This window comes from Desulfobacter latus (genome assembly GCF_013389365.1).
Taxonomy (GTDB): Bacteria; Desulfobacterota; Desulfobacteria; order Desulfobacterales; family Desulfobacteraceae; genus Desulfobacter; species Desulfobacter latus.
In genome coordinates this window covers 75,403-91,294 of the sequence record NZ_JACADJ010000009.1, presented here as the reverse complement: position 1 = coordinate 91,294, position 15,892 = coordinate 75,403, and the positions used below count along the sequence as shown (strand labels likewise).

12 protein-coding genes are annotated in these 15,892 nt (G+C 43.3%); 8 read left to right on the top strand and 4 right to left on the bottom strand.

Annotated features, from left to right (window positions below):
- Positions 1–861 precede the first annotated feature (861 nt).
- From HXW94_RS04695 to HXW94_RS04670, 6 genes are all read left to right on the top strand, one after another.
- Positions 862–2,994 carry a S8 family serine peptidase gene (locus HXW94_RS04695; RefSeq protein ID WP_178365730.1) on the top strand — a complete coding sequence of 711 codons (2,133 nt, stop codon included), beginning with the start codon at positions 862–864 and terminating at the stop codon, positions 2,992–2,994.
- 74 nt (positions 2,995–3,068) lie between these two features.
- Complete coding sequence (locus HXW94_RS04690; protein ID WP_178365729.1) at positions 3,069–4,016, top strand: VPLPA-CTERM sorting domain-containing protein; 948 nt, start codon at positions 3,069–3,071, stop codon at positions 4,014–4,016.
- 208 nt (positions 4,017–4,224) lie between these two features.
- Positions 4,225–5,130, top strand: a complete 906-nt coding sequence (locus HXW94_RS04685) for a hypothetical protein (protein ID WP_178365728.1) — start codon at positions 4,225–4,227, stop codon at positions 5,128–5,130.
- A gap of 490 nt (positions 5,131–5,620) precedes the next feature.
- A complete protein-coding gene (locus HXW94_RS04680; protein WP_218576570.1) occupies positions 5,621–6,859 on the top strand; it encodes a HEAT repeat domain-containing protein in 1,239 nt (412 codons plus the stop codon).
- 12 nt (positions 6,860–6,871) lie between these two features.
- Positions 6,872–7,783: a peptidylprolyl isomerase gene (locus HXW94_RS04675; protein WP_178365726.1), complete on the top strand. Its 912-nt coding sequence runs from the start codon at positions 6,872–6,874 to the stop codon at positions 7,781–7,783.
- Positions 7,776–8,489, top strand: a complete 714-nt coding sequence (locus tag HXW94_RS04670) for a DNRLRE domain-containing protein (protein ID WP_218576569.1) — start codon at positions 7,776–7,778, stop codon at positions 8,487–8,489. Before HXW94_RS04675 ends, HXW94_RS04670 begins: the two co-directional genes overlap by 8 nt.
- Positions 8,490–8,513: 24 nt before the next feature.
- Here HXW94_RS04670 and HXW94_RS04665 read toward each other — a convergent pair whose 3' ends face one another.
- Positions 8,514–9,602: an AI-2E family transporter gene (locus HXW94_RS04665; protein WP_178365724.1), complete on the bottom strand. Its 1,089-nt coding sequence runs from the start codon at positions 9,600–9,602 to the stop codon at positions 8,514–8,516.
- 77 nt (positions 9,603–9,679) lie between these two features.
- Here HXW94_RS04665 and HXW94_RS04660 point away from each other — a divergent pair, with 77 nt between their 5' ends.
- Positions 9,680–11,143, top strand: a complete 1,464-nt coding sequence (locus HXW94_RS04660) for a sensor domain-containing diguanylate cyclase (RefSeq protein WP_246293741.1) — start codon at positions 9,680–9,682, stop codon at positions 11,141–11,143.
- A 184-nt stretch (positions 11,144–11,327) separates the two neighbouring features.
- Here the strand turns inward: HXW94_RS04660 and HXW94_RS04655 are convergent, their stop codons facing one another.
- Positions 11,328–11,981, bottom strand: a complete 654-nt coding sequence (locus tag HXW94_RS04655) for a DsbA family oxidoreductase (protein WP_343054553.1) — start codon at positions 11,979–11,981, stop codon at positions 11,328–11,330.
- A gap of 209 nt (positions 11,982–12,190) precedes the next feature.
- Here HXW94_RS04655 and mltF point away from each other — a divergent pair, with 209 nt between their 5' ends.
- Positions 12,191–13,567 carry a membrane-bound lytic murein transglycosylase MltF gene (mltF, locus tag HXW94_RS04650; RefSeq protein ID WP_246293740.1) on the top strand — a complete coding sequence of 459 codons (1,377 nt, stop codon included), beginning with the start codon at positions 12,191–12,193 and terminating at the stop codon, positions 13,565–13,567.
- A 41-nt stretch (positions 13,568–13,608) separates the two neighbouring features.
- Here mltF and nadB read toward each other — a convergent pair whose 3' ends face one another.
- Positions 13,609–15,225, bottom strand: a complete 1,617-nt coding sequence (nadB, locus tag HXW94_RS04645) for an L-aspartate oxidase (RefSeq protein WP_178365723.1) — start codon at positions 15,223–15,225, stop codon at positions 13,609–13,611.
- A gap of 45 nt (positions 15,226–15,270) precedes the next feature.
- Positions 15,271–15,882 carry a TIGR04211 family SH3 domain-containing protein gene (locus HXW94_RS04640; protein WP_178365722.1) on the bottom strand — a complete coding sequence of 204 codons (612 nt, stop codon included), beginning with the start codon at positions 15,880–15,882 and terminating at the stop codon, positions 15,271–15,273.
- Positions 15,883–15,892 lie beyond the last annotated feature (10 nt).

The window sequence follows — 15,892 nt, the reverse complement described above, 5'->3', positions numbered from 1 at the left end:
ATTAAGTACATATTTAGAGTTCATGTAGAATATTTAGATTTCTTGTAGCGTTCATATAGCGTTCTTCTAAAGTAAAGTTCATGTAGATTTCTTGTAGGGTTCTTGTAGATTTCATATAGGGTTCTTGTAATTCAATTTAGTTAAAAAAAATTGGGATTTTGTCCTAATGTAGCCCATTATTATAGTCATTTCATAAAATGACATATGAATAGGCATATCATGAAGATATAAATTAAATTTATATAAATATCAGTATTTTATAATAAAATCGTCAAGATTTACAGGATTCCTATGCGAAATTATAACCAAGCCCAAAAACTGATTACGAAGCTACGATTTAGAACCGATAGCTGCTTTTTCTAAACTATCTAAAAGATAGGGAGTTTAATAAAAGTGACAAACAAAAAACAGCGTCAAATGATGTTACAATTTACCCTGTCCTCAAAATATAACCGACTACAATTGGTTAAAATTACAATGATTATGGCGCTTCCGGTTATTTTGGCCTTATGTTTAATCACGGACACCAACGCTTTTGCTAACGGAGAAAAAAAAGACTTCTTTAAAAATAATGCCTTACAACAAAAGTATAAAACTAATAACAATATCGACGATTCAGAAAAAAAATCAGAAAAGAAAGAAGGCCGAAAAATTATAGTTCGCCTCAAAAAAAAGTCTTTAAGGCAATTTCAATTTAATAACAAAACACGACGAAAAATAAAAAAATCCCTAAAGGAACTGAGGCAAGAAACCCGGTCGGAGCAAAATTCATTCATTCATTATTTAAAATACGACAGGAGACCATTAAGGGGTTCTAAACATAAGCGTATTCGCAGGTTCTGGTTATCAAATTGTATCGCAATGACCGTTACGGAAGAAGAACTTAAAGAAATTGCCAATCATCCGGATGTTGAAGAAATCGTTGACAATATTGTGTTAAGCATCCCACCCATTAATCCAAATGGATCGGAGGGGGACAGTACGGGCTGTTTGGACCTTTGGAACCACGCCCTGATCGGGATGGATAAAATCAAGGAAATGGGTCTTGACGGCACTGATATAAGAGTAGGACACCTGGATACCGGTATTGACCCTGAGAATCCTGAACTGACAGGCAAACTAGGTGCCTGGGCTGAATTTGGATCGGGCGGCGAAAAGATCGACAGCATTCCCCATGATGATCATAACCAGGGACACGGAACCCATTCGGCAAGCATCATTGCCGGCAACACAACCGGTGTTGCGCCGGGTGTTACCCTTATTTCAGCACTGGTACTCAACCAGGGGCACGGTACACTTGCACAGGCACTGGCCGGTATGGAATGGGTGATGGACCCGGACGGTGACCCCGAAACCGATGACGGCGCCCAGATTGTAAATATGTCATGGGGCACAAGTGGTACCGTGGATGTTTTAAATGAGGCCATACAGAATATGATCGCAGCCAATGTGCTGCCGGTTTGTTCCATTGGTAATTCCGGTTACGGTTCAACGCTTTCGCCGGCGAATACGCAGGATGCCATTGGTGTGGGGGCCGTGGACAGTAATAACCGCATCGTATCCTTTTCCGGAGGAGGTGAGGTGTATTGGGACAACCTGGCTGTGACCAAACCCAATATTGTTGCACCCGGGGTAAACATCCCAGGGGTTGGCCTGAACGGTGTCTACCAGACCATGAGCGGCACCTCGTTTGCAGCCCCCCATGTTGCCGGTGCAGTCGCCCTCCTTTTAGAATTTGATCCTGACCTGACATTGGATCAGATGAAACAGTTCCTTTACTATTCCTCCTATGACGGCGGATATCCGGGCATTGATACGTACTATGGCCATGGCAGCATGGACATCTCATCAACATTGAATTTCCTGACGGCTTACAATGATCGATCCGGGGCAAAGGATATCCTTATAAAAGAGTCCTTGTCGTTTTTCGGCTTTAATTTTCATCAATTCAAAAGCTATTTTTCAGATGGAGAGCAAATCCTTGCCGCAGAGTGCGGTGAGACAGGGCTTGTTTATTGCGATACCGATACGACCGACACGATTGGTCTGTCCGATGTAACCGGGGACGGTCTCGCGGACCTGGTTGTTAAAGAGTCAACCCGGAATGAATCCGGAACATATCTCCACACTATTTTCGTATATCCGTCCGGAGAAGACGCCAAAGGCCTGTCGGCATATCCGGAATCCTGGTTTTCTTTTACAAGCGACTCTCCGGATGCCCATGAAATAATAGGCCTTTCCGATGTAACCGGGGATAAACGGTCAGATATCGTCTATGTTGAAAAGACGGATACGGGTTACTATACTCAATATACTTTCAACGTGCTGGTGGCACAAGAAGACCGCACATTTGCCGCATCTTCTCAACCCTGGTATGAGGATTCCGATTTATCTTCCAATCGCATCAATTTTTACATGGGAGATGTTGATGGTGACGGCATAGGGGACATTGTAAGGGAAAGCAAAAATGAATGTTCAGATTATGCCCCGGTTTCATATGATGTGGCCTTGTCCGCCGGAAATGAATTTTGCCCTTTTAAAAACAGACTTATCAAGTATTCCCACTACCCCAGCGGTGATGCAAACCTGCAATACGTAACGGATGTGAATGCCGACGGATACGACGACCTGATTTTTATCAATAAAAACAGCACTTCTTCTGCAAGTATTCCGATTTACATTTCATTCTCAAGCGGTGGTTCTTATTGTTACTTATCCTTACCGCAGACCTGGAGAGAGATACCTATGGCGGAAAACAGCTGGATAATTGGTGCCGGGGATGTTGACAATGACGGTGCCAGTGACCTTTTAGTAAGCGAGGATACGGGATCATCTATTTCTGTTTATGTCTGGCAGTCAAATAAAAAAAACGGCTTTTCTAAAATTATGTCGTCTCCCTGGTTTAAAATTGAAACCAACGACTTGCCGTTCAATGTTGAAACACAAATCATCGGAATTGGGGATTTGGGACTTGGAGCCTGGAAAACAAACTGATTTGAGCAACATTTGGCGTTATAAGAAAGCAATTCTATTAATTAAAGAGAATGAAAATGAAAAGGAGAGGTAAAATGAAGAAAAATGTATTTTTTTTAGTAATTATTTTGGTACTGCCTCTATTTTTGCAGTCACCAGCCCATGCGGCCTTGACACCGTATTCCAATGCATCAAAAACTAACATAGTAAACTATGCGGATTTATTTTATCCTAATTTCTATCATGGTATGGTGACGGTAGGCAATAGAGTGGGTAGTTCTGTCAGCAGCGAGAATAATCATTCCTATTCTGATAACTTCGAAGCTGCAACTTTTGGTGGCAATAGTTATCCGTCCGGCCATTCCGGAGTAACTTTTAGCGGAAGTGCGACTGCCTCCTCAGGTATTAGTGACGGTGTTCTTTATTCCAGCGCTTACGCCGGTATGACCTATGAGGGATTTACCGGCAGTTCAACAGACACACCCGGTGTAGAGGCCGAGCAACAGATTACAGCCCAATTCACACAATATTATACTGACCCCGTTGGCTCGACGATGCAGATCACCGGCTCCTTGGATCTTGGTGAAATCTTTTTTGATCTCTTGGACACCGACGTCTTCAGCGATTATTCGATTAGAGCCTCAGTAACGGTAAACGAAGGTACGTTTTCGCAGTCAGGCTCAACTGTTGCCAATGTTAATCTTGCGTCCCTTGAGCTGTCCTCTGATAATCTTTCCGAATCGGCCATTATTAGCACCCAGCCCGGAAGTTTCGGAAAAGAAGGAGACTACTATTATAGTGTAACGACATCATTAACGATTGCGGCCATACTCGACAACACCTGGATTGAAAATGGTGCTGTGATTGCAGATGCATTCAGTGGTAATGAATTTCTCCTCGGTGATTCAGAAAATCCGATTATGGTCACAGCCTCGTGGAGTGACGCATCCACGACCCACACACCTGTACCCTCATCCCTTCTTTTAATGATCTCAGGGGTTGCAGGTATCAGTTTTATTAGACGCAGACGCGCTTTTAATTAGAATCGTCCGTCTTAAGCATGTGCGGTCTGGCAAAAAGTTGATTTGACATTTGACAGGTGAACAGAAATTGCTCTGTTTGATACACATAAACTTTTATTAAGAAGGGAGGTGATAAGACGCAGATAATTATTCCGTTGTTTTAAAAAGCAGCATGTTAGGTTAGCAAAGAAAGAATTAAAAAAACATGAAAAGATTAGGAGAGAAAACAATGAAAAAGATTATGATGGCTCTAATTGCAGTAACTTTTATGTCTACTTCCGCCTTTGCAGGTGAAGCACCTGAGTTCGATGTAGTAGGGTGCGATGCAGTTAACCACTTTAACGACGTAGCCAGAGATCTTGTTATTAACAATAATTTTGATCGTAACGGCAACCAGATTAATATGTACAGTGACTTCACCGACTACGTTATTACATATAAAGATGGTACGCAAGTATTTGATGCAAACGGCAATCTAGTAGATAACGAGGAAGAAATCCCGGCAGAAGGTTTCTCTCAGAATGCAGGAATGGCACAACCTGATCCCTGCTTCCCTGGTTACAATTCTCACCTCGTAACTGCTTATAATGGTGCGACTTTCGAGTGGAATATCATTCTTCAGAAGAAACCGGAAACCGACCTTAACATCATGATCCGTGACTGCGTTCTAAAAATGAACTCTTTTACCCCGTATGGTGATGCTGCTTTCGCCGGTGCTTCCCAGAGCGGTCGTTATATCATGCCTTGGGGACAGACTTTCTGGATGATTGGAGCTAACCCCAGTATCACAGCCAGAGCTTATCCTGGTGAGTTTGCTTCCACCAATTTTGAAACACCGTTTATCCTTGACGGCCGGACCCTGCCTGGACTGACCACCGTATCTCTGGCAAATGTACAGTACACCTCTAAAGGTCTGTGGGAAGAATCCATTGCAGTGGTTATGCCCGAAGACGGTATTGTAAACATGGCAGGTGAAACTCAGTATCGCCTGAAACAAGGTGATATGATCCAGGTAACAATTGTTGTTCCTGAAGCTGCCAACACTGTAAATATCAACTACGGACAGGACAATGTTGCAATTAATTACGTTGGTATTTACGGAACTGATTACGTTACTGAGAATATGTGTCCCTAAAATTGACCACATTAATTCCTTAATTTTAGGTCGTCAAATTTGAGACCTACAGAAAAATGGGAGTGCAGGTTAAATCAAATGCACTCCCATTTAAAAAAAATTTTCCATCGGTTCCTGCCGAGCATATAAAAACAAGTCAACAACCCCTCGGCTAAAGACCGAGTGGCTTGAGAGATAACTTTCAAGCCAAGTTGATTAGCCTAAGTTCTTTGAGAACTACGTTACTGTAGAATATATTGTAGGCAGCTTGGAATACTCCACTCGTTCCAAAGTCTGCGGTTTGTGTTTAAACATCTCTGAGGTAAAAATTATGAATAATAAAAAGAAAATTCATATCGTGACAGGCTTGGTATGTGTTGCTGTAATCGTCATATTTTCCATTTCAATTTATAATAGTTACATTAATAAAAAACAGACTGTAACGAGCGCGCCCCCCCCTTTGAAAACGGCAGAATCATTGACCTCACCAATTTCTTCAAACGATCCCGGTTTGCCGACAAAAAACAATACGGAAAAGAAACAAAACCAAAATCAGAACCAGACAGATGTCGTCCAAAAAGCCGAGCCAAATCGAATCCAAACGCAAGAGACAGCGTCAACGGCCCACTCTGACGGCGATCTGATTTATAATATTTTGCAGCTAAGGCGGCAGTCTTCGGAAGAGAGCATTGGGCAGTTGACCACATTTCTTGATCATGACAGTCCAGCCGTTGTTTCAGAAGCTATTGACGCACTTTGTCACCTTGCCGCACAAAATGGATCAGCTGAAATTGTGTTTGATATACTCAAACAAAAGGCAGCAGATAAATATTATCCCCAAAGGGGCGATGCGCTCGTTGCTGCGGCCAAGTTAAAAATGGATGAGCAGTTGTTGACCATCCTCCCTGATTTTTTAATTGAAAAGGGAGAACAGGGAGAAGAAGATATGTTCAATGCAGTTCGCGCATTATCATTTGTTGAATCCCCTGAGCTTCTTCCCTATCTGAATCAAATTTTAGACCGGAGTACCTCTGTCACAACCCAAAGAACGGCCTACGGTATTCTTTCCAAATTAGATCCAACCCAAAGTTCTGAGTTGCTGGAAACTAAGCTGGCATCTTCTGAAACACGTCAACAAAAAAACGCAGCTTGGGCACTGAGCCGGTCAAACATACCCGAATACAATCAGATCCTGGAAAATGCCGTAACAAACAAGCAGCTGGATGATGAATCTCTGGCTCTTCTATCCTCAAGCCCGTCTGCTCCCGAGGTGTTCGGTAATCTTTTATCCAGCGACATTATTGAAAAGGAGCAAAAAATCAGCTATCTGCAATCCATCGCTCAGAATGCCGGGTATGCGACGGCAGCTGTTCGACAAAACATGAAAGAAGCGTTGGAACCGTTGCTGGATTCAGAAGACAGGGACCTGGAAATTGAAACCATCAAAACGCTGGGAAAAGTTGGGGGGGGGGACCCTGATGTGGCAAAACTGTTGGAACCCAAGCTACAATCTTCCGATGCTGAGGTCAGGGAGGAGGCTTTTGGCTCTTATATATCTTCTTTAACTCCCAAAACGTACAAACCCCTTTTAGATCTACTCTGGGATGATAATGAAAAAGTTAGAAGAAGTGCAATGTTTTTTGCCGGACATTTTGTAGATTACTCAGATGTAGAACAGTTAACCAAGGCATTAAATCATGAGGACGAATATATAAGAGAAGAGGCACAAAAGATGCTGGAAAAATTATAAGGAGTTTTTTATATGAAACGGTTGCCGTACATACCGCCTGCCCGTACAATCAGAATAATCTGTATTTTTATTTCAATACTTTTTCTGACTTCATCCGCGATCTGCCTGCCGGTGTTTGGGAAACCAACAACGCCGGCAGCAGAGGCATCTGCTGAAGATAACGTGATTATTGCAATGGCAAACCATACCCCCATACCAAAAGCAGAATTTATCAGAGTTCTTGAGCAATTTAAAAAGAAATCCCCAAAAAAACTTGTATCTGACGAAGAAAAGGAACGGCTGATTCATAATCTGATTATTCGTTATTTAATTCTGGAAGATCCCAGTATCAATGAAATGAGGCAAAATAAAGCGTTTATCAAGCGAATAAAAGCATATGAAAACGAGATGCTGATCAAACAGTTTCTGAATAGAGAAATCGGAACCAAATTGACTGTTACTGATGAAGAAGTGCTCGCGTTTTATAAAGCGCATTCAGCGCATTTCGCTTATCCGGATCGTATTGATGCCAGGGTTATTCTTTTAAGAAACCAGGAAGAAGCCGAACAGGTAATGGAAAAAATCAAAAACGGAAAAGACTTTATAAACCTGATAAAGGAATATTCCATTGATTTGCCTTCTGCTGCCAATGATGGAAAAATTGAAATCGAAAAAGGCAAATTTTTTCCTGAAATTGAAAAAGAGGTTTTCAGCCTCAAGGAAAATGAGATCAGCCGAATCATCAAAACACAATATGGACATAATATTTTTAAGATTGAAAAAATCAAACCGGCTGAACCCAAACCCTTTGTCATGGTCAAAGATGAAATAAAAAAACAAATTCTGAAACAGAAAGAGTCCCAGGCGTTTCTCGAAATGGCGGCAAAGCTCGAAAAGGAGGCTGATATTAAAATCTCTAAAAAAGTATTAGATTCCATTGAATAGGCAGATCCATCAATTATTCTTACTGTTTTTACCTGTATTTTTTTCATGCGTGATAATAGTCAATATAGTCAATGCGGCCACCTACACAGTATTTCCAACGGAAGATACATACGTTGGGGAAAAAAGCCCTTATAATATTATGGGTGCACTCAATTATATTCAAATCGGTGGGGATAAAACCGCAATGTTAAAATTTAACTTTGATTTTATTGGTCAGGATGAATACGTTGTTGCTGCAACCCTTTTCATCACCGGATGGTGGATCGGCCCCAATAATAGCTACATTGAATTGTATCATTTTGATAATGACTCATGGAATGAACAAACCTTATCATGGAGCAATCAACCCGCATACGAAATGAATGAGAACAATCTGGTCGGCAGACAAAATTATTTTTTTCCTTTTGCTGAACTACAATGGAATCTACTCAAAAATATGGAATGGGACTCTTTATTGAAAGAAGAAGACAACGACACGCAACTGTCCTTGCTGCTTGTCTCCTTGTCAGAGATTGATAATATGTTTTTTTTTACGAAAGAAGGTTTTTTCCCCCCTTCCATAAGCATCATTACTGAGACTGGACAGGAGACGCCTGTTCCTCTTCCTTCCTCATTTTGGTTGCTTTGTATTCCTTGTCTGATTCATTGTATTCAGTTCTATAAATTTAATACATCCAAAAAAATCGATAGATTCACCTATCATTAAACGGATGATCCCCAAATTGTGTACTCAGCTCCAATCGGATTGAGTCGGAACCGCATCCCGTACGGACCCCACACTTCTCCACGCCTTGATCACGGCATGGACAAGTGTGGCCAGGGGAATGGCCAGAAAGAGCCCCCAGATACCCCAAAAACCGCCAAAAATCAATAAAGAAACAATGATCGCCACGGGGTGGAGCCCCACCACTTCGGACAAAAGAAGCGGCGCCAGAAGGTTGCCGTCCAGGGCCTGGATGATACCGTATATCCCCACAACATATGCGCTTTTAGGGACCGGGCCCCATTGAATAAAGGCCACCAGGGCAACCGGAAGCACCAGAATCGTGGCACCGATATAGGGGATGAGTACGGAAATGCCGACAAAAAAAGAAATCAGCAGGGCAAACTTGAGTTCAAACAAGGCAAAAATGCTGTAACTTACCCCCCAGACGATCAGAATCTCCCAGATCTTACCCCGGACGTAATTGGAAATCTGCTGGTTGACATCATTCCAAACAATGGTTGCCAAACTGTGATCCTCAGGCAGAAAACCGGCCAGCCATCCCAGAATCGTTGATTTGTCTCTCAGAAAAAAAAATACTAACAATGGAACCAGTACCAAATAGACGATCAATGTTATTAAATTTCGGACGCCTGCCAGGGAAAAAGAAAGAAGCTGCTGACCCTGGCTCGTCAACTCAGTCGCAATGGCATTGGTAAAGGAGTCTATTTGAAGCCGGCTCATGAGATCTGAATGTTGTTCAAATTGAGTTATCAACAACTTCTCCCCCTGAATCATCATGGAGGGAAGTTCCTGAACAAACAGGGCCACCTGTTTTGCCAGAAGCGGAAGAAGGCCAACCAGGGAAAGCGTGAGACAGGTCATGAACAGGATGGTCACGACAATAACCGAGGCGGTTCTCTTGATCTTGAACCGTTCAAGCCACTGGATAATACCTTCGAGAAGATAAGCAATGATGATACTGACAAAAACAGGGAGTAACATCGCTCCCAGCAAAAAAATCGTTAAAAATCCGGACAGAAGTAAAAGCACCAGGATAACGATCTGAGGGTTTGAAAAATGACGATTAAACCAGGCTTGAAACATTGAGCGCATGGGGATTTCCTTGATTTTCTGTTTAAAATTAAATCAATTCAGTATATCTTAATTTTTTAAAAAAATAATGAGGAAATATGATGTGGAATAAAAAAGTGCGTTTTATCCTGTTGCTGGCGGTTTTGTTACTATTTGGATTTTTATTTACAAGTTTTATCAGTTATTTTACTGCCCATAAATCCATTAGCACACAATTGGCCGAAACGACATTACCCCTCACAAGTGACAATATTTATTCTGAGATCCAGAGAGATTTATTACGGCCGATCTTTATTTCCTCAATGATGGCCAAAGATACGTTTGTCCGAGACTGGGTACTGAATGGAGAAGATGATGAAGACGCCATCGTTCGATATTTAAAAGAAATTCAGATATATTACGGCACTGTCACCAGTTTTTTTGTGTCAGAAATCTCGCGCAAATACTATCATTCCAGCGGTGTGTTGAAAACCGTCAGCAAACTCGATAAACAAGACAGGTGGTATTTTCGTGTTCAAAAGATGCGTCAAGAGTATGAAATTAATGTTGATACGGATACCGCTGACAGAACCTCACTTACCATCTTTATCAATCACCGCGTCTATGACTATGTTGGTAAATACATCGGGGCGATCGGCGTTGGCTTAGCAGTAGATACCGTTCAAAAATTGATGGAATATTATAAGAATCGCTATGATCGCCAAGTCTATTTTATCGATAAACAAGGCATCGTTACCCTGCATGCTATTTCCTATACAGATGAGGAAAATATTCATCATATGAAGGGATTATCAAGGTTTGCCCCCAAAATTTTGACCTCTCCAAGTAGTTCAATTGTTTATAAAAAAGATGGGAAAAAATACTATCTCAATAGTCGGCTTGTTCCTGAATTCAGCTGGTATCTTATTGTCGCCCAGCAGGAAGATGAGGCTGAACTGCGCATTCAGAAATCATTGACGATCAATTTAGGCGTCAGTCTCGTTATTTCAGTGGTGATTATTATTTTAGTCAATCTGATTATTGCGGGATATCAAAAACGGCTGGAAAGTATGGCCACCACCGATAAACTCACCGGCACAGCAAATCGTCAGGTATTCGATGTCCTTTTTCGACAAGTACATAGTCAATCAAAACGTCGCAAAACCCCCCTGTCCGCCATCATGTTTGATATAGACTATTTCAAAGAAATTAACGACACGTATGGCCATCCAACAGGTGATGTGGTTTTAAAAACGTTAGCGCAAACAATAACACAGCGCATTAGAGAATCCGATCTTTTTTTTCGTTGGGGAGGGGAGGAATTTCTGATTGTTTTACCTGATAGCGATATAGACAGAGCCTGTCGCATTGCTGAAAAAATTCGGAAAACCGTGGAAGAATTGGTGATCACCTTTTCTGGAAAATCCGTATCTGTCACAATAAGTATGGGCGTGGCGACCATGTTAGATGGAGAGACATCTGATCATTTAGTTGCGCGTTCAGATGAAGCACTTTATGTTGCCAAGAAAAATGGACGGAATCGCGTAGAACCCCCATGTCCTGACGGACACAACAAACAATGAAACTAAAGACTCCAATAATAGAGGTCTAAATTGGGCACCGCAGGCGCTTCGCCCTCTTGTTTCTTGTATCTTGTCTCAAGTTTCATATAAATTAAATTAGCGCCCTTTGGGCGGGCTGTTAGGTGCTGGGTGCTGGGTACTGGGAAATGGAAATTCCTATACTCTCAAGTTCCAGGAATTGCGGTCAGCGCTGAACCTGACCGAGTACTCCTGCCACCATTTTTTCAAGAACCGGATAAGGTTTTGCCCCCACAAGCCTTTGATCGCCCATAAAAAAAGTGGGCGCCGCCACAAGTTCAAGTTCCCGGGCCTTTGCCCAGTCACGATCCACAGCATCGGCATAGGATCTTGACGCAATGACCTCTTCTGCCTGTTCGACATCCAGCCCGGCGAATGCCACTAAATCCAGGATCACCGCGTTGTCCGCCAGATTCCGGTCATCCACAAAATAGGCCTTGAAAGCGGCATCATGAAATTGATGGACCCGCCCACAATCCTGGGCCCAGAGGCCAATCTCCTGGGCCAGACGGGAATTATAAATCATTTGTCCCTCTCCAAAGGGCAGGCCAAGGCTTTGAGCAGTGGCTTTAAGATTGACGGTCGCCTGTTCCGGGGTTATCAGCAGGCCTTTTTCCTCTAACAGCCGGGCCATGGGCAATCCGTGTTCAGGCACATCCGGCTGCAGCGGATAGGCTCGCCACGTGACTTCGATATCGTACGTCTTCCTTAATTTATCAATACGCCCGGTACTGAAATAGCACCAGGGTCAGATATAATCTGAAAAAATTTCCAGCTTGCATGGCTGTTGCTCTTGAGGGTTATTTGAGGTGCCCAATATTTTATCCTGTTTTTTTGTTGTTTTGCTCACATCGTAACCAGAACTGATTTATACCATACAAAAGATAAAGGCAAACATCCGCAAATTTTTTTTGGGATAATACCAAAAACAACGGTGGAAATTTATGTCCAAATATCTTAAAAAATAAGATCAGGTAATTATTTCCACAACAAACACAGCAATATGAGAGTCCATTTTAAAATTAGGAGATGACTATTTTCAATTACAAATACAAGCTATATTGGGCCGGCCTCATGGTGGTGGCGACTGCAGGAATCAGCATAAATCTGTTGTTCGGTCAAATGGAGATCGGTTTCAAATCCCCCATGGAACAAATTCAAAAGCGCGGCACGATCCGGATGATCACAACCAATAATGCCACATCCTATTACACGTACCGGGAATCCCCCATGGGATTTGAGTACGACCTTGCAAAAGCCTTTGCAGATCATCTGGGAGTGGCGCTTGAAATTATAGTTCCGGAGTGGGACACAATGTTTAACGTGCTTAATTCAGGACAGGGCGATTTTATTGCCGCCAGTATAACAATAACAGAACCAAGGGAGCAAATTGCATTATTTTCACAGCCCTACATGACTGTGCAGCAAAAGTTTATTCACCACAAATTAATATTCGGCATAAAACATATTGAACAGCTGGCTGGTAAAACCATTCATGTCAGAAAAGGCACCTCGTATCAGGAACGCCTGGCGGAAATTAAAGCATCTGGAATTGATCTGGAAATTAAGCTTCTTGACGATGTGGCCACCCAGGAAATCCTCAGAATGGTTTCTGAAAAAGAAATCAATTTCACCATTGCGGATTCAAACATTGCGCTTTTAAACCGCAGATACTATCCGGAAATTAAAATCGGGTTGCCCATACATGAAAAAGAGTATCTGGGATGGGCTGTGAAAAAAACAAATAAAGCCCTGCGGGACCAGATCAATCAATTTCTTGAGATGGCCGAAGAAACCGGCCTTCTTGGTAAAATATATGAAAAATATTATGGCGACGTGGATATTTTTGACTATTTTGATTTAAAAAAATTTCATGAACGGATTAAAACAAGGCTTCCCAAATATAAAAAGGTCATTAAAACAGAGGCTGAAAAATACGGATTTGACTGGCGGCTGATTGCAGCAATGGCCTACCAGGAATCCCATTTCAATGCCAGGGCCAAAAGCAGGACCGGTGTCCGGGGGTTGATGCAGGTGACACGGCCCACAGCCAGACAGATGGGGATCACAAACCGGCTGGATCCAAAACAGAGCGTGAAAGCCGGGGTCAAATTTTTAAACCTGATGCACAAGCGGTTTGATGATATTCCAGACCCGCAACAAAAAACGCTTTTTGCGCTTGCCGGTTATAACGTGGGGTACGGCCATGTCAGAGATGCCCAGGCAATTGCCCGGCAAAAGGGTCTGGATATCAACAAATGGACATCCCTGGAAAAAACCCTGCCGCTTTTAAGCAAGCGCAAATACTATAAGCAAACCCGGCACGGCTATGCCCGGGGAGGGGAACCGGTTCATTATGTAAAACGGATCCTGACATATTACGATATCCTCAGACAAAAGGGATAAGGTCCATGTCCATGTTGATAAATTTTAAAACGTCCATGACCCTAAAAAGTTTTCCGGACCAAAGTCGACATCAGATAATTGGCATCGTCCTTTTCCGGATACCAGAGATTGTAGTGCAGCCCGCGGCTCTCTTTGCGCATTAATGCGGACTTAATGATCAGTTCCGCCACCACGGCAATGTTGCGCAGTTCAATGAGATCCGCCGTAATTTTAAAATCCCAGTAGTACTCTTCAATCTCATGCTGGATCATTTCAATACGGCGCTGGGCCCGGTGAAGGCGCTTATCCGAACGGACAATACCTACATAATTCCACATCAAACGCCGGATCTCATCCCAGTTGTGGGTCACCATGATGGCCTCATCCCCGTCCAGGGTGTTGGTCTCATCCCAGGGTTCCAGATCAACAGTAGATTTTTTTGCCGCTTTTTCAAACTCTTTTAATGAGGATTGGGCCGCATTATGGGCGTATACCAGGGCTTCGAGAAGCGAATTGGACGCCAGCCGGTTGGCCCCGTGCAGGCCGGTGCATGCGGTTTCTCCCACGGCATAAAGAGACTGGATGTCAGTGTGCCCGTTAAGGTCTGTGGCGACACCGCCGCACATATAATGGGCTGCCGGCACAATCGGGATGGGTTGTTTCGTGATATCAATACCAAACGTCAGGCACTTGGCATAAATATTGGGAAACCGCTCCCGGACAAAATCAGGATCTTTGTGGGTGATATCCAGAAATACGGAATCCGCACCGGTTTTTTTCAATTCATTGTCAATGGCACGGGCCACAACGTCTCTGCAGGCAAGCTCCAGGTCCGGGGAGTATTTTCCCATAAACCGGTTACCCGTTTCATCAATGAGATAAGCGCCCTCCCCTCTAACCGCCTCGGAGATCAGAAAATTTTTGGCTTCAGGATGAAACAGACAGGTGGGATGAAACTGGACAAACTCCATGTTTGCCACGGTGGCCCCTGCCCGGTATGCCATGGCAATCCCGTCCCCTGTGGCCGTGTCAGGGTTTGAGGTATACAGATAAACCTTAGAACCGCCACCTGTGGCAAGCAGGGTCACTTTAGCGGCAACGGTTTCCACCTTTCCGGTGTTATTATCCAGAACATAGGCCCCGCAGCAGATATTCTCATGCTGGGTTCTGACAAGACCGCTGCGCACACTTGTGGAATAGGTGATCAGGTTAACGGCAACACGGTTTTCCAGAATGGTTATATTTTCATGCTGTTCAACACTTGATACCAGGACATCTTCAATTTCCTTACCCGTAAGATCCCGGGCATGGATGATTCTGTTCTGGGAATGTCCGCCCTCCCGGCCCAGGGAAAAATCATATTTCCCGTCACCGTTCAGGTTGAACTGAGCGCCTAAATCCACCAGTTCCCGAATCCTTTCCGGGCCGTTTTCCACCACCATGCGGACCACATCCTCGGCACAAAGTCCGTCCCCTGCCGCCAGGGTATCCGCCACATGATTTTCAAAGGAGTCTGTCTTACTGAATACGGCGGCAACACCACCCTGGGCAAGTGCCGTATTGGTCTTATAAATTTTTTTCTTGGTGATAATCGTTACCCGGCCAAACTCTGCAACTTTCAAGGCATAGCTTAAACCGGCAACCCCGCTGCCAATGACCAGAAAATCAGTTTCAATCATTTTTCAATACTTTATAATTAATAAGTTATAAATAATAAGGACAAATCAGGATAAAAGGGCGTTTCTTTTTTTCTTTCGGGTACTCATTCCGAAAATCAGTCCCACAATGAAAACACCGGCCCCGGAAAGCAGACCCAGTTTCACCTCACTGTTATTGCTTTGTTCAAGGTTTTCAATACGTTTTTCCTGTTCCCGGGACTGTTCCAAAAGTGCTTTATGTTCAGTCTCCAGTTTCAGGTAGCTTGCGGAAGCATCTTTGAGTTGCTTATATTTCCTGGCAATTTCAGTTAACTCCTGGTTCTGGACGGTTAACGTTTTTGCCGTTTCTTCTGCGGCGGCAAGCTTTGATGTCAGGCGTTCGTTTTCTTTTTTATACCGTTCAACCATAAGGGCTTTAGGGACTTCTTCGGTAAGAAAACGGGTCAGCACCCAACCGGTTTTTCCGTCTGCATTTTTTACCATAGACCAATCCTTGCGGTATTCCAGAATCTGCAGTTTGACCCCTGATGTGACCATGGCCACAATTTTATGGCTGACCCCCGGACCCGTGCGCATGGTAATCCGGGTTACCCCGGATACATACATATCCTTTGCATAAATGCCGGTTGTCATAGAAAAAAATAAAAAACAGGTAAGAATCAAATGCGTTGCTCTCATTTTTTATCCT